The sequence below is a fragment of the Pseudonocardia sp. 2-7 genome (assembly GCF_056341085.1).
This window is the reverse complement of the sequence record NZ_CP094507.1, coordinates 510,041-534,484: the sequence shown is the minus strand read 5'-3', so window position 1 is coordinate 534,484 and position 24,444 is coordinate 510,041. Positions and strand designations below refer to the sequence as shown.

Annotated in this window: 16 protein-coding genes and 3 rRNA genes; 10 read left to right on the top strand and 9 right to left on the bottom strand. The window is 71.6% G+C overall.

Annotated features, from left to right (window positions below; all coding sequences use genetic code 11):
- Nucleotides 1-61: 61 nt before the first annotated feature.
- Both MTO91_RS02730 and MTO91_RS02725 read right to left on the bottom strand, forming a co-directional pair.
- Nucleotides 62-922, bottom strand: a complete 861-nt coding sequence (locus tag MTO91_RS02730) for a lysophospholipase (RefSeq protein ID WP_476653650.1) — start codon at nucleotides 920-922, stop codon at nucleotides 62-64.
- Nucleotides 919-3,294 carry a carboxypeptidase regulatory-like domain-containing protein gene (locus tag MTO91_RS02725; RefSeq protein ID WP_476653649.1) on the bottom strand — a complete coding sequence of 792 codons (2,376 nt, stop codon included), beginning with the start codon at nucleotides 3,292-3,294 and terminating at the stop codon, nucleotides 919-921. Before MTO91_RS02725 ends, MTO91_RS02730 begins: the two co-directional genes overlap by 4 nt.
- A 253-nt stretch (nucleotides 3,295-3,547) precedes the next feature.
- Here MTO91_RS02725 and malQ point away from each other — a divergent pair, with 253 nt between their 5' ends.
- Nucleotides 3,548-5,548, top strand: coding sequence for a 4-alpha-glucanotransferase (malQ, locus tag MTO91_RS02720; protein ID WP_476653648.1), 2,001 nt, complete (start codon nucleotides 3,548-3,550; stop codon nucleotides 5,546-5,548).
- A gap of 28 nt (nucleotides 5,549-5,576) precedes the next feature.
- On the top strand, nucleotides 5,577-6,392 hold the full coding sequence (locus MTO91_RS02715) for a 2-keto-4-pentenoate hydratase (protein ID WP_237453419.1): 816 nt from the start codon (nucleotides 5,577-5,579) through the stop codon (nucleotides 6,390-6,392).
- A gap of 11 nt (nucleotides 6,393-6,403) precedes the next feature.
- Here the strand turns inward: MTO91_RS02715 and MTO91_RS02710 are convergent, their stop codons facing one another.
- On the bottom strand, nucleotides 6,404-7,282 hold the full coding sequence (locus MTO91_RS02710) for a diacylglycerol/lipid kinase family protein (protein ID WP_062404079.1): 879 nt from the start codon (nucleotides 7,280-7,282) through the stop codon (nucleotides 6,404-6,406).
- Between the two features lie 53 nt (nucleotides 7,283-7,335).
- Between MTO91_RS02710 and MTO91_RS02705 the strand changes: the two genes are divergently transcribed.
- The 3 genes from MTO91_RS02705 to MTO91_RS02695 are packed head-to-tail and all read left to right on the top strand — an operon-like array spanning nucleotide 7,336 to nucleotide 9,671.
- Complete coding sequence (locus MTO91_RS02705) at nucleotides 7,336-8,136, top strand: SDR family NAD(P)-dependent oxidoreductase (RefSeq protein WP_346105921.1); 801 nt, start codon at nucleotides 7,336-7,338, stop codon at nucleotides 8,134-8,136.
- Nucleotides 8,137-8,172: 36 nt separating this feature from the next.
- Complete coding sequence (locus tag MTO91_RS02700; protein ID WP_251787162.1) at nucleotides 8,173-8,547, top strand: RNA-binding S4 domain-containing protein; 375 nt, start codon at nucleotides 8,173-8,175, stop codon at nucleotides 8,545-8,547.
- A 20-nt stretch (nucleotides 8,548-8,567) separates the two neighbouring features.
- Entirely contained in the window at nucleotides 8,568-9,671 is a 1,104-nt protein-coding gene (locus MTO91_RS02695) for a quinone-dependent dihydroorotate dehydrogenase (protein ID WP_476653647.1), read from the top strand.
- Nucleotides 9,672-9,846: 175 nt separating this feature from the next.
- Here MTO91_RS02695 and MTO91_RS02690 read toward each other — a convergent pair whose 3' ends face one another.
- The 6 genes from MTO91_RS02690 to MTO91_RS02665 all read right to left on the bottom strand — a co-directional run bounded on the left by MTO91_RS02690 (nucleotide 9,847) and on the right by MTO91_RS02665 (nucleotide 19,337).
- Complete coding sequence (locus MTO91_RS02690) at nucleotides 9,847-11,358, bottom strand: IS1634 family transposase (RefSeq protein WP_476653646.1); 1,512 nt, start codon at nucleotides 11,356-11,358, stop codon at nucleotides 9,847-9,849.
- Between the two features lie 281 nt (nucleotides 11,359-11,639).
- Nucleotides 11,640-11,756 (bottom strand): 5S ribosomal RNA (gene rrf / locus MTO91_RS02685).
- Between the two features lie 143 nt (nucleotides 11,757-11,899).
- Nucleotides 11,900-14,982 (bottom strand): 23S ribosomal RNA (locus tag MTO91_RS02680).
- Nucleotides 14,983-15,306: 324 nt separating this feature from the next.
- Nucleotides 15,307-16,826 (bottom strand): 16S ribosomal RNA (locus MTO91_RS02675).
- The 16S, 23S and 5S rRNA genes sit together here, the layout of an rRNA operon.
- A gap of 1,221 nt (nucleotides 16,827-18,047) precedes the next feature.
- Nucleotides 18,048-18,731 carry a hypothetical protein gene (locus MTO91_RS02670; protein ID WP_476653645.1) on the bottom strand — a complete coding sequence of 228 codons (684 nt, stop codon included), beginning with the start codon at nucleotides 18,729-18,731 and terminating at the stop codon, nucleotides 18,048-18,050.
- Nucleotides 18,732-18,818: 87 nt separating this feature from the next.
- Entirely contained in the window at nucleotides 18,819-19,337 is a 519-nt protein-coding gene (locus tag MTO91_RS02665) for a CvpA family protein (protein WP_476653644.1), read from the bottom strand.
- A gap of 136 nt (nucleotides 19,338-19,473) precedes the next feature.
- Between MTO91_RS02665 and MTO91_RS02660 the strand changes: the two genes are divergently transcribed.
- From MTO91_RS02660 to MTO91_RS02640, 5 genes are all read left to right on the top strand, one after another.
- Entirely contained in the window at nucleotides 19,474-20,178 is a 705-nt protein-coding gene (locus tag MTO91_RS02660) for a response regulator transcription factor (protein WP_073575899.1), read from the top strand.
- Nucleotides 20,175-21,644, top strand: coding sequence for a sensor histidine kinase (locus MTO91_RS02655; protein WP_476653643.1), 1,470 nt, complete (start codon nucleotides 20,175-20,177; stop codon nucleotides 21,642-21,644). The genes MTO91_RS02660 and MTO91_RS02655 overlap by 4 nt, the downstream gene beginning before the upstream one ends.
- A gap of 47 nt (nucleotides 21,645-21,691) precedes the next feature.
- Nucleotides 21,692-22,846 (top strand): AI-2E family transporter, encoded by a 1,155-nt coding sequence (locus MTO91_RS02650; protein ID WP_476653641.1) that lies wholly within the window; start codon nucleotides 21,692-21,694, stop codon nucleotides 22,844-22,846.
- Nucleotides 22,847-22,964: 118 nt separating this feature from the next.
- On the top strand, nucleotides 22,965-23,639 hold the full coding sequence (locus tag MTO91_RS02645) for a DUF4383 domain-containing protein (protein ID WP_405419876.1): 675 nt from the start codon (nucleotides 22,965-22,967) through the stop codon (nucleotides 23,637-23,639).
- Entirely contained in the window at nucleotides 23,636-24,442 is an 807-nt protein-coding gene (locus MTO91_RS02640) for a YqjF family protein (protein ID WP_476653639.1), read from the top strand. The genes MTO91_RS02645 and MTO91_RS02640 overlap by 4 nt, the downstream gene beginning before the upstream one ends.
- The last annotated feature ends 2 nt before the right edge of the window (nucleotides 24,443-24,444 follow it).

Sequence of the window (24,444 nt, the reverse complement as noted above, 5' to 3'; positions counted from 1 at the left end):
ACCGGCCCCAGGATCGCACCACCGGGGCGGGTCCGGCGCGGTGAGGCGGGGATCGGTCGGGTCAGGTCGCCTGACCGGCCGCGTCGCGGTGCCGGTCGAGCCAGTCCCGCAGGTCCGCGAGCGGGGTCGCCCGGCCCGGTTCGTGGTAGATCTCGTGCCAGAAACCGTCGTACCAGAGCACGGTGGTGTCGGCCGACCCGGAGCGCTCGTCGAGCAGCCGGGTGCCCGCCGGGTCGGTCAGCCGGTCCGCGGTCCCGTGCTGCACGAGCAGCGGGATCCGCAGCTCGGCGGCCCGGCCGGGCAGCTCGGCCATCTGCCGGTAGATCTCCGTGCCGAGGGCCAGGGTGGGGCGGCCGTGGTGCACGAGCGGGTCGGCGTCGTAGTCGGCGACGACGGCCGGGTCCGAGCTGATCGCGGAGGTGTCGATCCCGACCGGGCGGACCGTGGGCAGGACCTTTGCGACGACCGACAGCAGCGGCACGAGCGCGGCCGGGACGGCGTCGGAGGCCAGTGCGGGCGCGGACAGGACGAGCCCGTCGAGGCGGTTCTGGTGGCGCAGCGCGTAGGCGAGCGCGATCTGGCCGCCGAGGCTGTGTCCGAGCAGGAACACCGGGACGCCGGGGTGGCGGGCGATGGTCTCGCGGCGGAACGTCTCGAAGTCGGTGAGCAGGTCGTCGTAGCGGCGGACGTGCACCCGGGTGCCGCCGGAGCGGCCGTGGCCGCGGTGGTCGAGGCCGTACACGGCCCAGCCGTCCGGGACCAGCGTGTCGACGACGGCGTCGTAGCGGCCGGAGTGCTCACCGATGCCGTGGCTGACCAGCAGGACACCGCTCGGGTCGCCCTCGGGGAGGCGGCCCTGCCAGAACAGCTCGACACCGCCGACGCCGGGGAGCCGGCCGTGGACCTCCGTGGTGCCGGTCACGAGCCCGCCAGGTCCCGCCGCTCGTCGCCACCGGGGACGAGGTCGACCTCCACGCCCGGGCCGTCGCCCGCGGCGAGCAGGTAGCGGCCGGGGTCGAGGTCGGCCAGGCGGTAGGTCCCGTCCGCCGCGGCGGTCGTCGAGGCGACCGGTTCGCCGTCCTGGGAGAGCACGACGCCGGTGCCCGCGGGCGCCGAGCCGTGGACGGCGGCGGCAGCGGCCAGGCGCAGGGTGGTGCCGGCGTCGTCGTCGCCGACGGTGCAGGTCGCGACGCCGGGCAGGTGTCCGTCGGCGCGGGCGACGACGACGAACGCCCCGGCGCCCGGCGCCGTGACGTGCGCCGTACCGTCGGCGTCGGTGGTGGCGGAGCCGATCGGCCCGCCGGAGCGGTCGCGCAGCGCGACCTCGGCGCCGGGCAGCGGGGCGTCGGTGGCGTCGACGACGCGGACCTCGATGTCCTGTGGTGCCGTGTCCGGCACGACCGCCGACGGCACGGGCCCGGTCCTGAGCACGGACAGGGAGACGTCCTCGGCGCGGTCGGGGCGGGTGGCGGTGGTCGGGCCGGCGTGCAGGGGTGTCTCCTCGGCCTCCGGCGCGGTGGTGGACCGCTCCGGGGTGGTGGGGTCCGGGGTCGGGGCATCGGCCTGCGGGTCCTGCTCCTGCGGGTCCTGCTCCTGCAGGTCCTGGTCCCGCGGGGCCTGCTCGTGCGAGGCCTGCTCGTCCGGGGCCTGGCGGGGCGGGGCCGGGTCCGTCGCGTCGGGGGCGGCGGTCGCGGCGTCGTCCGTCGCGGCGTCGTCCGTCGTGGCGTCGTCCGTCGTGGCGTCGTCCGTCGTGGCGTCGTCGGTCGTCTCGGCTCCGGGCGCATCCCCGGTCGGGGTCTCGCGCTCGCCGGTGCCCGGCACGGAGGCGTCGGTATCCCCCGCCGGACCACGGACGCCGACGGCGTCGACCGCTCCGGCCGCGCGGTCGGTGGTCACCGTGCCGCCGGAGCCCGGCTCGGAACCGGCGTCCCCGGTCTCGCCGGACACGACGGTGCCCTCGACAGGAGCGGTGTCCTCGTCGGGGCCGCTGTCGGTCGCGGACGTCCCGCGCAGCGACGGGGCGAGGTGCCGTGGTCCGCTCCCGGGACGCGCCGACCGCAGGACCCGCGGGGCGGGCCGCGGCGGCGGCTCGGGGCTGTCGGTGCTCTCGCGCGTGGCACGGGCGCCGGAGGCGGCGAGCCCGATCGACGGGATCCGGCTCACCGGCGGGGTGTCGCCGGCCGTCTCGGGTGCGCCGGCCTGCTCGGGGACGCGGCCCGCCCAGGTGTGCGGGGTCGAGATGCGGTCCCGGGCCTCGCGGAACTCCCGCTCGGTGTCCGGGTCGGCCGGGGCGCGGACCGACGTGCGCTCCGACGGCAGCGCCGTGACCCGCCGGACCAGGTCCGGGTCGAAGGGCGCGCGGGACGGGGTCGTGGCGGCGGGCGGGGCCTCGTCGACCGACTCGTCGGCCTCCTCCCCGGCGGAGGCGGTGTCCCCGACGGAGGCGGTGTCCCCGACGGACGCGACGTCCCCGGTGACGCCGGTGGACCCGGTGACACCGGTCGACGCGTCGGCGGGCGCCTCGGACGCGGTCGTCGACGCGTCGCCCACGACCGCGGTCCCGGAGGTGGGCGTGCTGATGTCGGGCGCCGAGCTGTCCGGGCCGGTGCCGGTGGCCGCGGTCGCCTCGTCGGCGGTACGGGCAGCGGGGTCCGCGACCGGCCGTCGTCGCACGAAGGGCGTCGGGGCCGGGGTCCGCCGGGCCGGTGCCACCTCGACGGGCTCGAGCGGTTTGCCGTCCTTGAACCCGCGCGACCAGGGCGGGCCGACCGGGCCCGCGCTCACGTCGGGCGTCACCCGCGGGACCGCCGGCAGCTCGTCGGTGGGATCGGCCGTGCCGACCGCCTCGGTGATGTCGGGCGCCGACGACGACGGCCCGACGTCCGGGGCGGTGTCCTCCGCGTCGGGGGGCCGCGGGCGCTCCTGCTGCGGACGGACCGCGGCGACGGGCGTGGTCGCGGCGACCGTGTCGTCGGGACCGTCGTCCGCCGCGGCGGCGGACCCGGCGGTCTCACGGTCCGCGGCCGGCTCCTCGTCGACCACGGGCTCCGGGGCATCGTCGACCGGAGGCGCCGGAGGCGCCGCGGGCACGGACGGGTCGGGCGCGGGCCTGCCGGGCCCGTCGTCGAGGCCGCGGGCGCGGCGGTCGACGAGATCGGCGACGGTGCGCGGACGGTCCCCTTCGGACGACGCGACGTCGTCCTCCCGGCCCCGCCCCCACCGCAGGAACCCGGCGATCCCGACGGCCACCAGCACCACCACCACAACCAGCCCGAGCAGGGCCCACGTCGACATCTGGAAGTCCTCCTGCCGGAGCTGCGCGAACCGTCGTCCACGACAGGGTGCGGCCCGGGAGGAGGTACCCGTCGCCGGGCCCCGCCGCCCGGCCGGCCACGGTGACCCGGTCGGCGCATCCGGCGACGCACCGTAGCACCGCGGCCCCCCTGACCGGGGGTGATCGGAGGCGTCCCGCGTGTCGGTCGCGGCGGTTGCCCGTATCACCCCGGGCGGCCGGGCCGGGCCGCCGCTCATCCGCCAGGATCGACCCATGACCAGCGACCCGGTGACCCCCGAGCTCGCCGAGATCGCCGACGCGTACGGCGTCGCGACCTCGTACCTCGACGGCAGCAGGACCGAGCAGCCGATCGACGCGGAGGTGGTCCGCACCGTCCTCGGGCTGCTGGAGGTCGACGTCGCCTCCCCCGAGGCGCAACGGGTGGCGCTCGCCGGGGCCCGCGAGCGCGCCGGCGCCGGGGCGCTGCCGCCGACGATCGGACTGCGCAGCGACCGTTCCCGCACCGTGCCGGGCCGTGGTCGCCTCACCGCCGTCGACGGTGCGCGTGGCGACGAGGGATGGGCCCGCGACATCGACGGCGAGCTCCCCGCCGGGCTGGAGCCGGGCCGCTACGCGTGCGAGACGACGGCCGGGCGTGCCCACGTCGTCGTCGCGCCGCCCAGGCTGCCCGACCCGCCCCGGACGTGGGGCTGGATGCTGCAGCTCTACGCCCTGCACTCGCGCGACTCGTGGGGCATCGGCGACCTGGGCGACCTGACCACGCTGATCCGCGGCGGGCACGGCGCGGGCGCGGTGCTGCTCAACCCGCTGCACGCGATCACCCCGGTGCCGCCGGTGCAGCCGTCGCCGTACACACCGTCGTCGCGCCGCTACGCCACCCCGCTGAGCCTGCGGGTCACCGACCTCCCGGCCTACGCCGCCGCCGACTCGGTCACCCAAGCCGAGGTCGACGCCCTGCGCCCGGAGACGACCGGCGACCGGATCGCGCACGACCGGGTCTGGGCGGCGAAGCGGTCCGCGCTGGAGGCGCTGTGGCGCAGCGCCGGGTACCCCGACGGCGCCCCGGATACCGACCTGCGCGACTTCGCGACCTACTGCGCGCTGGCCGAGCGCTACGGCGGCCGCTGGTCGCTGTGGCCCGACGACCTGCGTCGTCCCGACGCCCCCGGCGTCGCCGCCGCCCGTGCCGAACTGGCGCCGCGCGTCGCGTTCCACGCCTGGGTGCAGCGCCAGGCCGAGGCGCAGCTGGCCGGGGTCCGGGCCGCGGCGAAGGACGCGGGGATGCCGGTCGGTGTCATCCACGACCTCGCCGTGGGCTGCGACCCCGAGGGCGCCGACGCGTGGATGCTGCAGGACGTGCTCGCGCTCGGCGCGACGGTCGGTGCCCCGCCGGACGCGTTCAACCAGCGCGGCCAGACGTGGGGCCTGCCGCCGTGGCGCCCGGACCGCCTCGCCGACACCGGCTACGCCGCGTTCGGCGACATGGTCCGCGCGCTGCTCGCGCACGCCGACGGCCTGCGGATCGACCACGTCATGGGGCTGTGGCGGCTGTGGTGGGTGCCGGCGGGGCAGACGGCCGACCGCGGCACCTACGTCCACTACGACGCCGACGCGATGCTCGCGGTGCTGCTGCTGGAGGCCCACCGCGCGGGCGCGCTGGTCGTCGGCGAGGACCTGGGCACGGTGATCCCGCGGATCCGCGAGGACATGGCCGAGCGGAACCTGCTGGGCTCGACGGTGCTGTGGTTCTCCCGCGACCCCGATCCGGTGACCGGAGGCGACGACGGCCCGCTCCGCCCGCCGCGTCGCTGGCCCGAGCGGTCGGTCGCGACGATCTCCACCCACGACCTGCCGACCGCGCCCGGGTTCCTGGCCGGTGAGCAGGTGCGGGTGCGCGCCGAGCTGGGGCTCCTCGACGACCCGACGACCGAGGAGGCCAGGGCCGGAGCCGAACGGGACGAGCTGCTGGCGTTGCTGACCTCGGAGGGGCTGCTCGACTCCCCGGACGAGACCGACGAGGACACGATCGTCGTCGCGTTGCACGCGCTGCTGGCGTCGGCACCGTCGCGGCTGGTCCTGGCCTCCCTCTACGACGTGCTGGGCGAGACGCGGCAGCCGAACCTGCCCGGCACCGTCGACGAGTACCCGAACTGGCGGATCCCGCTGCCGGTGTCGCTGGAGGACGCGCTCGCCGACGACCGGGTCCGCCGCGTCGCCGAGGTGCTGCGCGCCCGGACCGGCGACGACGGCTGACCCGCGGCCCTGGCAGGATGCCGCCCCGATGAGTGCCGAGAACAGCTCCGCGGGCATGGACCCGACCGCCGTCGACCTCGTGCGGGCCGACGGCACCGCCGGTGCGTTGTGGCAGGCCTGGACCACCGGCGAACGGATGGCCGCACTGCCGGAGCTGCTACGTCCGCGCAGCCTGGCCGAGGGATTCACCGCGCAGAGCAGGTTGTCGGAGCGGGCCGGGCCGTCCTACGGCTGGAAGCTCGCGGCGACCGCGCCCGCCGGGCAGGCCCACATCGGGGTGGACACCCCGCTGCCGGGGGCGCTGTTCGAGCGGTTCCGGCACTCCCCCGGTGACGTGGTGCCCTCCGACGACCTGCACATGGCCGTCGCCGAGGCGGAGTTCGCGTTCGTGATGGGTGCGCCGGTGGGTGCCGACGCGACCCGTGAGGAGCTGCGTGCCGCGGTCGCGGCCGTGCACGGGGCGGTGGAGCTGCCCGAGTCGCGGTTCACCGACTTCGTCGCGGCGGGGGCGCCGTCGCTGATGGCCGACGCCGCGTGCGCCGGCCGGTTCGTGCTGGGCCCGGAGCTCCCCGGCGCCCTCGATCTCGACCTCGCCGCGACCCCGACCGCCCTGCAGGTCGACGACGAGCAGGCGGCCGGATCCGGCGCGGCCGTCCTCGGGGACCCGTGGGTCGCGCTGGCGTGGCTCGCCGACGTCCTGCCCGGCTACGGCCTGCGGCTCGAGGCGGGCGCGGTCGTCACCACCGGGACGACGACCGTCCCGATGCCCGTGCACCGCGGCGCCCGGGTGCGGGCGAGCTTCGGCGACTACCTCGGCGCGGTGGAGTTCACGCTCGCCCCGTGAGCACGGCGGGGTCAGCGCACGACGTTGAGTGCCCCGGCCGCGCAGCGGACGCGGATCGCGGTGCCGCCGGCGACCTCGTCGACCTCGCCGTCGATCTGCACCGGCATCGGCCCGCACGCGGTGAACCGGAAGTCCGAGGTCGCGGGCTGACGGCCGAGCCCGGAGAACGCCGCCCGGGCCGCCACCCACAGCTGCTTCCACTTCGGACGGTGCTCCAGCAGCACGACCTCGAACCGGCCGTCGTCGGGACGGCTCGTGGCCGACAGCTCGGCGACCTTGGCCATCTCGCCGATGTTGGCGAAGACCAGGTTGTCGATCCGGCGCCGGTCGCCGCGGGAGAACTCCACCTCGAACGGGGTGAACGCCCAGAACGCCCGCACCGTGGTGATCACCTCGCGGATGCTGCCCTTGCCGCCCTTCTCGATCTGCAGCGCGACGACGGGGGTCAGCCCGAACCCGATGTAGGAGTGCGCGTAGTGCGGCGGGTCGTCGTCGCGGTGCATCTCGAGCAGGTCCATCGGCTCGGGGCGGCCGTCGAGGATCGCCTCGGCCAGCGGACGGCGTGCGGTGACGCGGTCGTGGTCGTTGGCGTTCCCGGCGGCGAGGACGGCGGCCGAGGCGTCCGTGCCGGGGACGTCCATGATCCCGTTGACGACCTCGTTGTAGCCGCCGTCGCCGGACGCCGACACGATGAGCGGGCGCCCGCCTGCGGACGCGGCCTCGCGGGCGATGACGCGGGCGTGCCCGGCGTACTCGGTGGGCACCAGCCGCACGGCCAGCTCGGGGCGGGCGGCGCCGAGCTCGTCGCGCAGCTGTTCGGCGAGCACGTCGGCGTCCCCCGTACTGCCCGGGTTGAAGACCACCAGCACGGAGTCGATCGGCTCAGCCACGCGCACACCGTAGACGCCTGCGGTCCCGGCAGGGTTGCGGCACGGTGGGAACCATGGATCTGCAACTGAACGGGCGCCGGGCGATCGTCACCGGTGGGAGCCGCGGCATCGGGTTGGCGACGGCCAGGGCGCTCGCCGCCGAGGGCGCCCGGGTGGCGTTGTTCGCGCGCGACGCCGGCGCCCTGGAGGCCGCGGCGGCCGGACTGCGCGCCGAGGGCGCGCCGGAGGTGCTGGCCGTCGCCGTCGACACCACCGACGACGACGCGGTCCGCCGGGGTGTCGCCGCCGTCGCCGACCGGTTCGGTGGGGTGGACGTGCTGGTGAACGCCGCCGCGCGGCCGGCGAGCGCGGGCCCGCCGACCGACCTGGCCTCGATCACCGACGACGCGGTGCGGGTCGAGCTGGAGACGAAGGTCCTCGGCTACCTGCGGTGCGCGCGGGCGGTCGCGCCGCTGATGCGGGCCCAGGGGTGGGGGCGGATCGTGAACGTCAGCGGCCTGAACGCACGGAAGTCGACGTCGCTGGTGGGGTCGGTGCGCAACGTCGCGGTGGCCTCGATGACGGCGGCGCTCGCCCAGGAGCTGGGTCCGCACGGCATCAACGTGACGGTCGTGCACCCCGGTGCCACCGAGACCGAGCGGACGCCCGACGCCGTCGCCGCGCGGGCGGAGTCGGCCGGGATCACCGGGGGTGAGGCCCGCGCGGAGCTGGACGCGACGACGACGATCGGCCGCATCACGACCGCCGCGGAGGTCGCCGACGTCATCACGTTCCTGTGCTCGCCCCGTTCGGTCGCGATCACCGGCGACGCCGTCGCCGCGGGCGGGGGAACACCGGGCGTCGTGCACTACTGAGGCCCGGACCGCCGTCCCGGATGGCACGATGGTCCGATGGAGGGGACCCGCGTGGACCGGTGGCTGTGGTCGGTGCGCCTGGCCAAGACCCGTGCCGACGCCGCGACGGCGTGCCGGGGCGGGCACGTGCGGATCAACGACCGGCCCGCGAAGCCGGCGGCGACGGTGCAGGTCGGCGACCGGGTGCGGGCGCGGGTGTACGACCGGAACCGGATCGTCGAGGTCACCCGGGTGATCGAGAAGCGGGTCGGTGCCCCGATCGCGCAGGAGTGCTACATCGACCACACCCCGCCGGAGCCGAGCACCGCGGGGCAGCCGTTGTTCGCCCACCGCGACCGCGGCGCCGGCCGCCCGACGAAGCGCGACCGCCGCATGCTCGACCAGCTGGGGCTGTCCCGCCGCACCTCCTAGGCCGGTGTGAGGATGGGGGCATGTACGACGCCCTCATGCGCCACGTGCTCCGGCACGTCCCGTCCGAACCCGCGCACCGGATGGGGTTCGGTGTCGTCCGCGCGCTCGGGACCGCACCCGTCGTCGGTGAGCGGGTCGCGGAGCGGTTCGCCCCGTCGGACCCCGTGCTGCGCACCCGGGCGCTGGGTCTGGAGTTCGCGGGCCCGCTCGGTCTCGCCGCCGGTTTCGACAAGGACGCCGAGGGTGTCCTCGCGCTCGGCAGGCTCGGGTTCGGCGCGGTCGAGATCGGCACGGTGACCGGCCGGGCGCAGCCCGGCAACCCTCGGCCCCGCCTGTTCCGGCTCGTCGACGACGCCGCGCTGGTCAACCGGATGGGCTTCAACAACTCCGGTGCCGGGACCGTCGGGCCCCGCCTCGCCGCGCTCCGGGCCCGCTCCGGGCCGGGGATGCCGGTGCTCGGGGTCAACATCGGCAAGAGCAAGGCGGTACCCGCCGAGGACGCCGCGTCGGACTACCGTGCGAGCGCCGCCGCGCTGGGCGCCTACGCCGACTACGTCGTGGTCAACGTCAGCTCCCCGAACACCCCCGGTCTGCGGGACCTGCAGCAGGTCGACGTGCTGGAGCCGCTGCTCGTCGCGGTCCGCGAGGAACTGGACCGGGTGTCCCGGGACCGTCGTGTCCCGCTCCTGGTGAAGATCACGGTCGACCTCGCGCCGGAGGATCTCGACGCCGTCGCCGACCTGGCCCGCCGGATGCGGCTCGACGGGGTCGTCGCCACGAACACGACCGTCGCCCGCGACGGTCTGCGCACTGCCCCCGACGTCGTCGCCGCCACCGGTGCGGGTGGGCTGTCCGGCCGTCCGCTGACCGAGCGGGCCCGTGCCGTCGTGCGGCAGCTGCGGACCCGCCTCGACGACGACCAGGTCGTCGTCTCCGTCGGCGGGATCGCCGACGCCGAGGAGGCCTACCGCCGGATCCGTTCCGGCGCGGCACTGGTGCAGGCCTACACCGGTTTCGTCTACGGCGGTCTGCTCTGGCCGGCCCGGGTCCACCGTGAGCTCGCGGCGCTGCTGCGCGCCGACGGCTTCTCGTGCGTCGACGACGCCGTGGGCGCCGATCTCTGACACCCGCGGCGCCGGTGTTCCCGCCGGCCGCGCTCCCCGCATCCCACGTCGCACACGTTTCTGCGACCTCGCAGCCCCCGCAGAGGGCGCGAGACCACAGGAAAGGGTGCGAGGTGCGGCCGGCCCACCAGCAGGACCGGACCGAGATGCGGCCCCCGACCTGAGTTGCACAGGTTTAGTGCCCCGGGGCGGGGATGGCGGGTAGCTGGTCGAGGATCGCTCGGGCGTCGGTGGTGATCTCGGGTGCTGCGGTGAGTTCCTGTCCGCCGATGCCGATCCGGACGGTGCGCAGCGGCCGTAGTGTCCGGACGAGCCTCTTGATCGAGGCGCCGGTCAGGTCCTGCAGGTGCCGGCTGACCGCCAGCGCGGCGAACACGACGGTCAGGTGTGCCTCGATCGCATCGCGCCGGCGGTGGAAGATCGGTCGGGCCCGCAGGTCGGACTTCGCCATCCGAAACGAGCGTTCGACCTGGTAGAGGTCGTGGTATGCATCGATCACCGCCTGGCCGGCCATGGTCGCCGCGGGCAGGTTGGTGACGTAGCCCTTCAAGCCGGCGAGCTCGCGGGCCCGTTCGACCAGCGCCCAGTCCACGCCGCGTTCGGCGCCGTCGAGGCGCACGAACCGGTCCTTCTTGAGAGGCCGGCTGCCGTCGGCGACCTTCTCCGCCCGGTCGACCATGGCGTTGATGGCCCGGTCGTCGCGTTTGTGGCGGGCGAAGCGGTACTGGTAGACCACCCGCCGCGACCGGGCGGCCTTGCTGCCGGTACGGCCGGTGCCCATAACGCGGGTGGATTCGAGGATCTGCCCGTCGGTGAAGGCGTTGCCGCGCCGCTCGATGTGCTCGGCCAGGTCGTAGGGCGCCTTGGTGATCCGCGACCCCACGATGAACGAGAACCCGGCGTCCTCGATCGCGTTCAGGTTCGCCGCTGAGAGCATCCCGGCGTCGGCGACCACCACCATGTCGGCCACGCGGTGACGCTGGGCGAACGAGGTGAGCACCGGCAGCAGGGTCTTGGTCTCGGCCTTGTTGCCCTCGAAGCAGTGCACCTCGAGCGGGAACCCGGTCGGGTCGACGAGCAGGCCGAGCTGGATCTGCGGGTCGACCCGGCGTTCCTTGCTCATCCCCACTTTGCGCAGGTCGTCCTCGTCCTGGGCCTCGAAGTGCAGCGACGTGACGTCATAGAGCACCAGCGACACCGCACCCGCCTGGCGCGCAGCGGCCATGCACGCGGCGGCGAGCACGGCGCGGTAGTCGCGGGAGATGCACCGCTGCAGGGCGGCGGTGAGGGTGTTGCGGTGCGGCGCCGGCACCCCGATCTCGTCCAGCACACCGGCTACGGCGAGCTTCGAGGTGGGCTCGATGATCCGGGCCAGCACCAGCGCCCGGAACGCCTCGTCGGCGACCGTGTCGAACCCGAGCCTGCGGTAGGCATCAACCAGGACATTCCACAGGACCTCGCACCCGGAGCCGGTCACCACGGCGCGACCCTCCGACGGGGCCAGCGGAAGGTCGAGAGCCTGCTGACCGGCCCGGATCCGGTCGCGCGCCGTGCTCATCAACGTCGCCAGCTCGACCTCGTCGTGGGCCGAGCCCACGTGCTCGACGATCCGCCGCACACCTCGACGCTTCTCGACGATCTGAACCGCCGTCGCGCCGGAAGCGGTCCTCACCTTCCGGACGAACACCGCGACAGGCTACCGATTAGTGCCCCAGATCCAGCGGCCGCACCGCACTGACCAGCGGCGACACGAACCGAGCACCACTCACCTGTGCAACTCAGGCCCGACTCCACCGGGGGAGCGGCACGCCCTGACCAGCGACCCCGCACGACCCACACCAGCGCTCGGGAACGGACACCCCACCCGGGCCGGGCCGGGCCGGGCCGCACGCATCGGACCGAGAAACGGTCCGGAAACGAGAAATGCCCCGGACTCGAAAGCCCGGGGCATATCCCATGAAAGTTGAATGTCGGCGACGACCTACTCTCCCACACCCTGGCGAGTGCAGTACCATCGGCGCTGGAAGGCTTAGCTACCGGGTTCGGAATGGGACCGGGCGTTTCCCTACCGCAATGACCACCGACAACACTATCCAACTATCACCCCCACCCCGAAACCGGGGACAGGGGTCGAGCACACAAACCGACTCCACACCGGCCCGGGCATACCCGGGAACAGTGTGGATGGTTGTGGACTCAGGGTCACACAGTGGATGCGAACAACTCGTTGTGGCAAGCCCTCGGCCTATTAGTACCGGTCAACTCCACCCCTCACAGGGCTTCCATCTCCGGCCTATCAACCCAGTCATCTACTGGGAGCCTTACCCACTCGAAGGTGGTGGGAGACCTCATCTTGGAACAGGCTTCCCGCTTAGATGCCTTCAGCGGTTATCCCTCCCGAACATAGCCAACCAGCCGTGCCCCTGGCGGGACAACTGGCACACCAGAGGTTCGTCCGTCCCGGTCCTCTCGTACTAGGGACAGCCTTCCTCAAGTCTCCAACGCGCGCGGCGGATAGGGACCGAACTGTCTCACGACGTTCTAAACCCAGCTCGCGTACCGCTTTAATGGGCGAACAGCCCAACCCTTGGGACCTACTCCAGCCCCAGGATGCGACGAGCCGACATCGAGGTGCCAAACCATGCCGTCGATATGGACTCTTGGGCAAGATCAGCCTGTTATCCCCGGGGTACCTTTTATCCGTTGAGCGACACCCCTTCCACAAGGTGGTGCCGGATCACTAGTCCCGACTTTCGTCCCTGCTCGACCCGTCAGTCTCACAGTCAAGCTCCCTTGTGCACTTACACTCAACACCTGATTGCCAACCAGGCTGAGGGAACCTTTGGGCGCCTCCGTTACTCTTTGGGAGGCAACCGCCCCAGTTAAACTACCCACCAGGCACTGTCCCTGAACCAGATCATGGCCCGAGGTTAAGACACCCAATTCGACCAGAGTGGTATTTCAACAACGACTCCACCACCACTGGCGTGGCGATTTCACAGTCTCCCACCTATCCTACACAAGCCGAACCGAGCACCAATACCAAGCTATAGTAAAGGTCCCGGGGTCTTTCCGTCCTGCCGCGCGTAACGAGCATCTTTACTCGTAGTGCAATTTCGCCGAGTCTGTGGTCGAGACAGCGCCCAAGTCGTTACGCCATTCGTGCAGGTCGGAACTTACCCGACAAGGAATTTCGCTACCTTAGGATGGTTATAGTTACCACCGCCGTTTACTGGCGCTTAAATTCTCCGCTTCGCCCCGAAGAGCTAACAGGTCCTCTTAACGTTCCAGCACCGGGCAGGCGTCAGTCCGTATACATCGTCTTGCGACTTCGCACGGACCTGTGTTTTTAGTAAACAGTCGCTTGGGCCTGGTCTCTGCGACCGGCCGTCCCTAGCCCGCAAGGAGCCTCAAGACAACCGGCCCTCCTTCTCCCGAAGTTACGGAGGTATTTTGCCGAATTCCTTAACCACAGTTCGCTCGATCGCCTCGGTATTCTCTACCTGACCACCTGTGTCGGTTTGGGGTACGGGCCGCAACAGCACTCGCTAGAGGCTTTTCTCGACAGCATGGGATCACCCTCTTCGCCTCAATCGGCTACGCATCACCTCTCACCCTTAAATGAGCCCCGGATTTACCTAGGACTCGGGCTACAGGCTTACACCACGACAACCACCGCGTGGCGGAGCTACCCTCCTGCGTCACCCCATCACTTGCCTACTACCAGATCGGATCCCACGCTCCCCCACAAACAACACTCCCGAAGGAACGAAGGTGGGTTCGGATGGTTAGCATCACCAGCCTCGGCATGGACGCACTATCACGAGCACGGGAATATCAACCCGTTGTCCATCGACTACGCCTGACGGCCTCGCCTTAGGTCCCGGCTCACCCTGGGCGGAACAACCTGGCCCAGGAACCCTTGGTCATCCGGCGGCAGAGATTCTCACTCTGCATTCGCTACTCATGCCTGCATTCTCACTCCCACACCCTCCACCCGTAAATCACTCCCGGGCTTCACCAGATGCAGGACGCTCCCCTACCCAACAACACCTAAGTGTCATTGCCACGGCTTCGGCGGTGCGCTTGAGCCCCGCTACATTGTCGGCGCAGGACCACTTGACCAGTGAGCTATTACGCACTCTTTCAAGGGTGGCTGCTTCTAAGCCAACCTCCTGGTTGTCCGGGCGATCCCACATCCTTTCCCACTTAGCGCACGCTTAGGGGCCTTAGCCGGTGATCTGGGCTGTTTCCCTCTCGACCACGAAGCTTATCCCCCGCAGTCTCACTGCCGCGCTCTCACTCACCGGCATTCGGAGTTTGGCTGACTTCGGTAAGCTTGTCGGCCCCCTAGGCCATCCAGTGCTCTACCTCCGGTGAGAAACACACGACGCTGCACCTAAATGCATTTCGGGGAGAACCAGCTATCACGAAGTTTGATTGGCCTTTCACCCCTACCCACAGCTCATCCCCCAGGTTTTCAACCCTGGTGGGTTCGGGCCTCCACGACGTCTTACCGACGCTTCACCCTGGCCATGGGTAGATCACTCCGCTTCGGGTCTACACCCCGCGACTCAGACGCCCTATTCGGACTCGCTTTCGCTACGGCTACCCCACACAGGTTAACCTCGCCACGAAGCATAACTCGCAGGCTCATTCTTCAAAAGGCACGCCATCACCCCGAAAGGCTCTGACGGCTTGTAAGCACACGGTTTCAGGTACTATTTCACTCCCCTCCCGGGGTACTTTTCACCTTTCCCTCACGGTACTTGTCCGCTATCGGTCATCAGGTAGTATTTAGGCTTGACGGGTGGTCCCGCCAGATTCACAGCGAATTTCACGGGCTCGCTGCTACTCGAGAACACGCCCACAACAGAACCCAGTGTTTTCGCGTACGGGGCTATCACCCACTACGGCCGACCATCCCAGAGTCGTTCCGCTAACACAGGCACTTGCTGTCCCACCCTCGGCAGAAGATGAACGACACGTCTCACAACCCCGCACCCGCAACGCCTGCCGGCTTGACACGGACACGGTTTAGCCTCTTCCGCTTTCGCTCGCCACTACTCACGGAATCACTATTGTTTTCTCTTCCTGTGGGTACTGAGATGTTTCACTTCCCCACGTTCCCTCCACGCACCCTATGAATTCAGGTACGGGTAACGCCCCATGACGGGCGCTGGGTTTCCCCATTCGGACACCCTCGGATCACAGCTCGGTTGACAGCTCCCCGAGGCCTATCGCGGCCTCCCACGTCCTTCATCGGCTCCTGATGCCCAGGCATCCACCATGTGCTCTTAACAACTTGACCACAACAAGATGCTCGCATCCACTATGCAACACTCAACCCACAACCACACCAGACCAAGAAACAACCACCACCCACACACGCAGGCGTTAGGAAGCTCTCAACCAGAGCGGCCAAAGAAAACAACCCCAGCTCCGAAGAACCACAGGATGTCCTCTCAGGACCCAACAGTGTGCCAAGCCAAACGGTCCGACGTACTGCGTTCCACCCAACGCACCCGACCCACGAACGAGGCCGCAAATGCGATTCAATGAAGGAACCACAGACTCACCATGAGCACAACTCACAGAGCATCGTGGCGCCCCATCACATGATGGGACTCCTTAGAAAGGAGGTGATCCAGCCGCACCTTCCGGTACGGCTACCTTGTTACGACTTCGTCCCAATCGCCAGTCCCACCTTCGACAGCTCCCTCCACAAGGGTTGGGCCGCCGGCTTCGGGTGTTACCAACTTTCGTGACGTGACGGGCGGTGTGTACAAGGCCCGGGAACGTATTCACCGCAGCGTTGCTGATCTGCGATTACTAGCGACTCCAACTTCACGGGGTCGAGTTGCAGACCCCGATCCGAACTGAGACTCACTTTAAGGGATTCGCTCCACCTCACGGTCTCGCAGCCCTCTGTATGAGCCATTGTAGCATGTGTGAAGCCCTGGACATAAGGGGCATGATGACTTGACGTCATCCCCACCTTCCTCCGAGTTGACCCCGGCAGTCTCCCATGAGTCCCCACCATTACGTGCTGGCAACATGGAACAAGGGTTGCGCTCGTTGCGGGACTTAACCCAACATCTCACGACACGAGCTGACGACAGCCATGCACCACCTGCACACCAACCACAAGGGAAGCCCTATCTCTAGGGATGTCTGGTGCATGTCAAACCCAGGTAAGGTTCTTCGCGTTGCATCGAATTAATCCACATGCTCCGCCGCTTGTGCGGGCCCCCGTCAATTCCTTTGAGTTTTAGCCTTGCGGCCGTACTCCCCAGGCGGGGCGCTTAATGCGTTAGCTGCGGCACAGAAACCGTGGAATGGTCCCCACACCTAGCGCCCAACGTTTACGGCGTGGACTACCAGGGTATCTAATCCTGTTCGCTCCCCACGCTTTCGCTCCTCAGCGTCAGTATCGGCCCAGAGACCCGCCTTCGCCACCGGTGTTCCTCCTGATATCTGCGCATTTCACCGCTACACCAGGAATTCCAGTCTCCCCTGCCGAACTCAAGTGATGCCCGTATCGACCGCACGCTCAGAGTTAAGCCCCAAGTTTTCACGGCCGACGCGACACACCGCCTACGAGCTCTTTACGCCCAATAATTCCGGACAACGCTCGCACCCTACGTGTTACCGCGGCTGCTGGCACGTAGTTGGCCGGTGCTTCTTCTCCAGGTACCGTCAATCGCTCTTCGTCCCTGGCGAAAGAGGTTTACAACCCGAAGGCCGTCATCCCCCACGCGGCGTCGCTGCGTCAGGCTTCCGCCCATTGCGCAATATTCCCCACTGCTGCCTCCCGTAGGAGTCTGGGCCGTGTCTCAGTCCCAGTGTGGCCGGTCGCCCTCTCAGGCCGGCTACCCGTCACCGCCTTGGTAGGCCATCACCCCACCAACAAGCTGATAGGCCGCGGGCCCATCCCCCACCGAAAAAACTTTCCACCACCAACCATGCGATCAGTGGTCCTATCCGGTATTAGACCCAGTTTCCCGGGCTTATCCCAGAGTGGAGGGCAGGTCACCCACGTGTTACTCACCCGTTCGCCGCTCGTGTACCCCCGAAAGAGCCTTACCGCTCGACTTGCATGTGTTAAGCACGCCGCCAGCGTTCGTCCTGAGCCAGGATCAAACTCTCCAACAAAACCCTGACTTGCAACAAACAACTAGCCACAACACCCGACGGGATCGAATGCTGCAACCAAACAAACAATTTGGCACAAAACGCCAAACCGAATCAAAATAGCTCGACACACTGTTGAGTTCTCAAAAGACACCCGCACCGCACTCACCCACCCCCCAACAAGGAAGCAGGATCCTGAAGACGGATCGCCTTGACCCACAAAGGTAACCACATCGAGAAACTCGATGAACCACCGGGGGGTCGCTGTCCGCGGGGCCTGTTGACCGGGCCTCTCAGGGCCCGTTCTGTCCGGCTCACTCGCTGACAGGAAGAAAGTTACGGCACGGTGTCCGGGGCCGTCAAACCGGGGGGTCCCCCGGGCGAACATCGGGCGTCGTCGCAGGTCACCGCGGTGAGCGGAAGCGAACTCCTGGTTACCGACACCCTCTCACCGGGCGATACCGGCGATCACCGATCTGTGTGACGCCGACCACGGTCTCTTCGCGATGGGTTGTCCACGTGGTCTTCTCGGTGGTCGGGCCACCATCCGTTCAGGTCTCGAATCGGCCCGTGACCTGCGCCGTCAGGGTGCGGTCGGGGTGCGCCGTCAGGTGGTCGTCCGGTACCGCCGTGGTCCGGTTCCGGCCGTCGGCCGGAACCCCGCCCCGCACGACGGCCCGTGGTGACGGTGCAGGTGCCCCGCTTCCGGCCCACCGTCGGATCCGGCCCGTCCTCCGCCGTCGCGAAGCAGGACGTCCACAGCGGAGCACCGGGGACGGCCTGGGCGATCGCCGGAACGGTCCTCCCGCGGGAGAAGCCGGAGCGGCCTCGACCCCTGCGATCCCGGGCCGTGCGGGGCTCGGCCGCGTCGCTCCGGCCCCCACCGTCCCGGGTGGGTGAGGCTCCGTCCCGCCGTTCCGGCTCCCGGAGCCCCACCACGGACGACGGGTGTTCCCCCGGATCGGCGCTCGACGGGCCGGACCACTCACCGATTTCTTGTCACGAAGACACGACGACGACCCGTCTGACCTGCGGGGACGACCGATGGTGGTGTCCGGGCCCGCGTCGTCACCGCATCAGGGGGGTATCCGTGCCCGTTCCGGCGCGTTGGTCCGTCGAGTGCTCCTCGTCGGATCCTGCAGCGCGTCGGGGGCGAATGCGCGACGCGATCCGACGAGGAGCACTCCCTTCTCCCCTCCCCCACGCGCGACGACACCGGTCGGTGTCGCCGCGCGTACGGGCTCACGGAGCGGCGGGAGCGGCCGGCGCCGCGGGAGCGGCGGACGACCCCGGGGCCGCGGGAGCAGCAGGGGCCGCGGGAGCGGCCGGGGCAGCGGCGCCGCCCTGGCGCGGAGCCGTGACACCCGGAGCCGTCGCACCCGGGGCGGCCGGGGCGGCGCCCGGAGCGGGCGGCGTCGGGGCCCCGGCAGGCGGCGCGGGCGGAGTCGCGCCGTCCCGACCCGGCCCACCGGCCGGACCGCACGCACCGGGGCCACCGGGACCGGCACCGTCGGGGCCGCGGCCCGGACCACCGGTCTCACCACCGGGGCCACCGGAGCCGTCGGGCCCGCCGGGTCCACCGGGGCCGCGGCCGTCGGCGGCGACCGCCGTGCGGGCGGGGCCGTCGCCCGGCCCGGCGAACGCGGTCCCGACGATCAGGCCGCTCGCAGTGGCCCCGACGACCAGGCCGATCACGCCGGCCGCGACCGCGGGCAGCGCGGACCGGCGTCGCAGGGCGGCGAACCGGCGTCGTCGCGGAGGGTCACCCGCGTCGGAGGCGGCGGCCACCGTCCCCCCGCTGTGCACGCCGTCCCGGACGTGCGGTCTCGGGGTGTGGGCGGTGGGGGTCTCGTCGGCGGGGACCGGGGGCTGCCGGTCGGTGGGGCGGTCGTCGTCGTCGCGCGGGGTGCGGTTCTCGTCGTTCATGGTTCTCCTCGGACGGTGCCGTACCCGGAAGAAGGCAGCGGCGGGTCGCGGACCGCCGGGCGGCGGACCGCTGGGGGTCGGGTGGGATCAGCCGGCGGGAGGCCGCGCGGCGTCGACGACGTCGCGGGCGGCGGACGTCGTCGCGGGCAGCAGCTCCGACACCGAGTCGACGATCCGGCTGCCGCCCAGGGACTGCGCGAGCGTCGTCACGGGGGCGAGCGCCTCGGCGCTCACGACCGCGGGGACCACCCACGAGACCAGCCAGATCACCAGCAGTGCGGTCACGGCACCGGTGACGGCGCCGACGATGCGGTCCAGCAAGGACAACCTGCCACGGGCGAGCACCCGGCTGACCAGTCCGCCGAGGAACCCGCCGACCAGCGAGCCCAGCAGCAGACCGGCGATCACCCCGACCAGGCCCCACAACCAGGCCGAGTCGGCGGTGTCGCCGTAGCGGGCCAGGTTCGAGCCCCAGGCCGCGCCGACGCCGGCACCGACCACGAGGCCGAGCAGGCGCCCGGCCCGGGCCACACCGCCGAGGCGGCGGAACCCGCCGATCGCGGCGGCCACCACGATGATCAGGACGATCACGTCGAGCAGGGTCATCTCTTCCTCTCCGCGCCGCGGGCCGGGCGGCCCGTCGTCTCGGTGTCTGCCACGACAGTGCCCGCGGTACCTGAGACGGACCTGAAACCGGCGGGTCCTTCAGGTCCCCCTCAGCCTCGCGGCGCACCCTTGTCCCGTGAGCACACGCCAGGACGACGACAGCCGCGGCCCCACGACCCGGGTCCTGGTGCTCGAGGACTCCGACGCCATCCGCGAGTCCGTCGTGGACGCGCTGGCCGATGCCGGGCACGTGACCGAGGGCGTCGTCGACGGCGTCGCGTTCGAGGAGCGGCTCGCCGCGTTCCGGCCGGACCTCGTCGTCCTGGACGTGATGCTCCCCGGCGGGCGCGACGGGTTCGAGCTGATCGACGTCGTGCGTGGGCACGGGGACGCCGGGATCGTCATGCTCACCGCGCGCGACGCGCTGGCCGACCGGCTCCGCGGGCTCGACTCGGGCGCCGACGACTACGTCCTCAAACCCTTCGCGCTCGACGAGCTCGTCGCCCGGGTCGCGGCGGTCCTGCGCCGCCGGGGCAGGCTGCCGTCCGCGGTGCAGGTGGGCGACCTCGTCCTCGACCCCGACGCCGCCGTCGCCTCCCGCGGGGGGACGGTGCTGGAGCTGTCCGCGACCGAGCTGCGGCTGCTCACCTACCTCGCCGAGCAGCGCGGACGCACCGTGTCCAAGGCGCAGATCCTGCGCTCGGTCTGGGGCTACGACGCCTACGACCCCAACCTCGTCGAGGTCCACGTGTCGGCGCTGCGCCGCAAGCTGGAGGCACACGGTCCGCGGTTGCTGCACACCGTGCGGGGCCTCGGCTACTCGCTGCGCGGGCCGTCGTGAGCTCGGCCGCGCAGGCCCGCACCGCCACCCCGTCGCTGCGCCGCCGGGTCACCGCGGCGGTGCTCGGGGTGGTGGCGGTGCTGCTGGTCCTGGTGGTGGTGCTCGTCGACGTGCTGCTCGGGGCCCGCCTGGAGTCCGATCTCGACTCCCGGCTGCGGGACCGTGTGGTGCAGGCCCAGCAGCTGATCGCGGCGGGCGCCACCCCGGAGGAGCTGGTCACCGGGCTGTCCGGCCAGCAGATCCGGATCAAGGTGACCACCGCCGACGGGGAGGTCATGGGCGACCCCGGGCTGAACGCGCCCGGAACCCCACCGCCCGCCGGCCGGCCGGACCGCGGCCCCGGTGGTGACCGCACCGACGACCCGAGCAGCCCGCCGGCCGCCCCGGTCCCGGCCGGACGCCCACCCGTCCCGCCGGACACCGGCAGCCGCACCGTGACCCTCGACGCCGGTGGCGGGGCGACGGTCGAGCTCGTCGCCGACGCCTCCGACGTCACCCAGGTCCGCAACGGCCTGCGCGCGGTGCTGGCCGGATCGGTGCTGCTGACCCTGCTCGTCGCGCTCGGTGCGGTGTCGTTCGTCGTGCGGACGGCGCTGCGCCCGCTGGACCGGATGACCGCGCTCGCCGGGCGGATCACCGCGGGCGAGCGCGACGCGCGGCTCCGGCCCGATCGCCCGCACACCGACCTCGGCACCGCGGCGGCGGCGATGGACGGCATGCTCGACGCCCTCACCGACGCCGAGCGGCGCTCCCGGGAGGAGGCCGAGCGGACCCGGGTGTTCCTCGCCGACGCCGCGCACGAGCTGCGGACACCGCTGTCCGGGATCACCGCCGTCGCCGAGACGCTGGAGCGGTCCGGGCCCGACGCCGACCCCGCCCGCCGCACCCGGCGCCTGGAGCTGCTGCTCGGCGAGACGCGCCGGGCCGGGCGGCTGGTCACCGACATGCTCGACCTGGCCCGCATCGACGGCGGCACCGCGGTGGCGGCACGGGAGGTCGACGTCGCCGGGATCGCGCGCGCCGAGACCCGGCGGGCCGCGGTGCTCGCGCCCGGCCTGACCGTCGACGGCCACGGGGAGCCCGCCGCGGTGCGCGCCGACCCGCAGGCGGTGTCGCGCATCCTCGCCAACCTGCTGGACAACGCCCGCCGGCACACCCCCGACGGCGGGCGGATCGAGGTCGTCACCCGGACCGACCGGGCGGCCGGGACCGTGTCGGTCTCGGTGCACAACACCGGCACCCCGATCGCCGACGGCGACCGCGAGCGCGTCTTCGACCGGCTCGTCCGGCTCCAGGACGCCCGCGACCGGGACAGCGGCGGCGCCGGGCTCGGCCTCGCGATCGCCCGCGGCCTGGCCCGCGCGCACGGTGGCGACCTCACCTGCCCGTCCGACGACGACGGCGCCACCTTCGTCCTCACCCTGCCCGTGACGGGCCCGGACGGCCCCGGCGGACTACCGTCGTGACGTCACGCAACCGTCAGTCCGACACCGTCCGATCCGGGGAGGCCGCGGTGACCGAGGAACCGCGGATCCCCCGGGGTCTGGTGATCGCGTCGAGCCTGGCCTGGCGCGGTCTCCTCGTCGCGACCGCCGTCGCCGTCGTGCTGTGGCTGATCGCGCAGCTCGCGGTGCTGGTCGTGCCGGTGGTGCTCGCGCTGATCCTGGCCGCGCTGCTCGCGCCGGTGGCCCGGATCGTGAACCGGGTCCCGCTGGTTCCCCGCGGTCTGGCGACGGGTGTCGTCGTCGCGGGCGGGCTGGCGGTGGCGGTCGGGGTGCTGTGGTGGGCGGTCGCGGCGTTCCTCGACGGGCTGCCGAGCCTGTCGGCGAGCATCGGGGAGACGGTCGTCGCGCTGCGGGACCGGCTGGCCGGGCCGCCGTTCCGGCTCGACGACACCCAGCTCTCGGCCGTCTTCCAGTCGCTGCTCGACACCTTGGCGCGCAACCAGGCCGCGCTGGCGAACAACGTGATCGGCGCCCTGGGGACCGCGGGCGAGCTGGCCGCCGAGACCCTGCTGATGCTGTTCGTGCTGATCTTCCTGATCCACGACGGGGCGCGGATCTGGCGGTTCGTCCTCGGCGCGGTCCCGCAGCACGTACGGCGGAGGGCCGACGTCGCGGGCCGGCGGGCGTTCGCGTCGCTGGTCGGCTACACCCGGGCGACGGTCGTCGTGGCCGCCGTCGACGCGGTGACCGCGGCGGTCGGCCTGTGGGTGATCGGGGTCCCGCTGGTCGTCCCGTTGGCCACGCTGATCTTCTTCGGCGCGTTCGTCCCGACCATCGGCGCCGTCGTCACCGGGATCGTGGCGGTGCTCGTCGCGCTCGCCTCCGGGGGCTGGGTGGACGCGCTGCTCGTGATCGGCCTGCTCGTGATCGTGCAGAACGTCGAGGGCTACATCCTCCAGCCGCTGCTGCTGGGCCGATCGGTACGGCTGCACCCGCTCGCGGTGGTGCTGCCGATCAGCGCCGGGCTGATCGTCGGCGGGGTGCCCGGGGCACTGCTCGCGGTGCCGCTGGTGACCCTCGCCGACGCCGGTGTCCGCTCACTGCGCCGGCCCGGCGACGGGACGCTGCGCGACGCGGGCACCGTCGACCCGCTGGACCCGCGTTCGGCACGGCCGCTGCGCGGCGAGGGCCCCGGGCCCGTCGCGCTCCCCGGGCCCGTCTGATCCGCAACCCGGATCCGGGTTTCGAGACACGGCACACCTTCCCAGGTCAGCGCGGTTTGTCCGGGAAGGCGATCGGATATCCCCGGAGTGCCTCGCTCGACGAACGGAGGACGACGTCATGTCATCGATCGGGTCCGACGCACGCCGGCTGAACGGGTTGCACCGGATCAGCAGCTTGCTCGTCGGGATCATGCTCCTGGTGTTCGGGGTGCTGGGCTTCACGAACAACCTCGACTTCTTCTCCACCACCGGGTCGCCGGTGCTGGGGCTGTCCACGAACCTGCTGCTGTCGACCGTGTCGGTGGTCGTCGGCGCGGTGCTGGTCGGTGCCGCCGTCCGGGGCGGCCGGTTCGCCTCGACGGTCAGTGTGACCGTCGGCGCGCTGTTCCTGCTGTCCGGTGTGGTCAACGTGCTGCTCATCGGTACGCCGTACAACCTGCTGGCGTTCCGGATGCCGAACGTCGTGTTCAGCCTGCTCGTGGGCCTGGTGATGCTGGTCCTCGGCGCGTACGGGCGGTTCAGCGGCCGGCTGCCGTCGGACAACCCCTACGCCGCGGAGCAGAAGCACGTCGTCGACGCCGAGGGTGGCGACGACCGTGACCAGCGGCTGCCCGCCGGCGCCGCCGACATCGCCGCGGCCCGCTCCCTGGCCGACACCGAGCGGCTCGTCGCGAACGGTGGCGGGACCGAGGAGCAGCGCCGCATGCTCGCCGAGGTCGACACCATCCGCGACACCGGTGAGCGCCGCGACGCGTGGCGGGCCCGCACCGAGCGCGGCGGCGCACCGGCGTGACCGGCCGCCGCACGGCACCGGGCCGGGACACCGCACCGGTGCCGCCCGGCGTCGCGCCCGAACCGGTCACCCCGGACCCGCCCGCCCCGGTCCGGCACCCGCTGCTGCACCAGTACTGGGCCGACGTGGTGTTCCTGCACTGGCGGGCCGACCCCGCCGCGGTGGCCCCGCTGCTGCCGCCCCGGACCCGTCCGGACACCCACGACGGCGTCACCTGGGTCGGGCTCGTCCACTTCCGGATGCGGCGGCTGGGCTTCGGCCCGCTGCCCGGCCTGCCCTGGCTCGGCAGCTTCGCCGAGACCAACGTCCGGCTGTACTCGGTGGACGACGAGGGCCGCCGGGGCGTGGTGTTCCGTTCGCTCGACGCCGACCGGATGCTGCCCGTGCTCGCCGCGCGGGGTGTCGCGGCGCTGCCCTACGACTGGTCGCCGTCGACGGTGTCCGGGCGGGTCGCCGAGGGCGAGGAGATCGCCTACACCTGCACACGCCGCTTCCCCGGGCCCCGCGGTGTCTCCGCACGGACCCGGGTCCGCACCGGCGCCCCGCTGGCCGTACCCGGGCAACTCGAGCACTTCCTCACCGCACGCTGGGCGCTGCACACCCGGCGTCCGCTGGGCACCGTCCGCTGGCGCAACGACCACCCGCGCTGGCCGCTCCACCACGCCGAGCTGCTCGAACTCGACGAGAACCTGGTCGCCGCGGCCGGTGCGGCGCCGCCGTCGGGCCCCCCGGACAGCGTCCTCGCCTCGCCCGGTCTGCCCGTCCGGTTCGGCGGCTGGCGCCGGGTCCGCGAGCACTGGTGAGG

Coding starts and splice junctions, on each gene's coding strand:
- MTO91_RS02705 (WP_346105921.1), top strand. CDS start 7,336: ATGGATCTGCAACTGAACGGGCGCCGGGCGATCGTCACCGGTGGGAGC.
- malQ (WP_476653648.1), top strand. CDS start 3,548: ATGACCAGCGACCCGGTGACCCCCGAGCTCGCCGAGATCGCCGACGCG.
- MTO91_RS02665 (WP_476653644.1), bottom strand. CDS start 19,337: ATGACCCTGCTCGACGTGATCGTCCTGATCATCGTGGTGGCCGCCGCG.
- MTO91_RS02725 (WP_476653649.1), bottom strand. CDS start 3,294: ATGTCGACGTGGGCCCTGCTCGGGCTGGTTGTGGTGGTGGTGCTGGTG.
- MTO91_RS02695 (WP_476653647.1), top strand. CDS start 8,568: ATGTACGACGCCCTCATGCGCCACGTGCTCCGGCACGTCCCGTCCGAA.
- MTO91_RS02670 (WP_476653645.1), bottom strand. CDS start 18,731: ATGAACGACGAGAACCGCACCCCGCGCGACGACGACGACCGCCCCACC.
- MTO91_RS02645 (WP_405419876.1), top strand. CDS start 22,965: ATGTCATCGATCGGGTCCGACGCACGCCGGCTGAACGGGTTGCACCGG.
- MTO91_RS02700 (WP_251787162.1), top strand. CDS start 8,173: ATGGAGGGGACCCGCGTGGACCGGTGGCTGTGGTCGGTGCGCCTGGCC.
- MTO91_RS02715 (WP_237453419.1), top strand. CDS start 5,577: ATGAGTGCCGAGAACAGCTCCGCGGGCATGGACCCGACCGCCGTCGAC.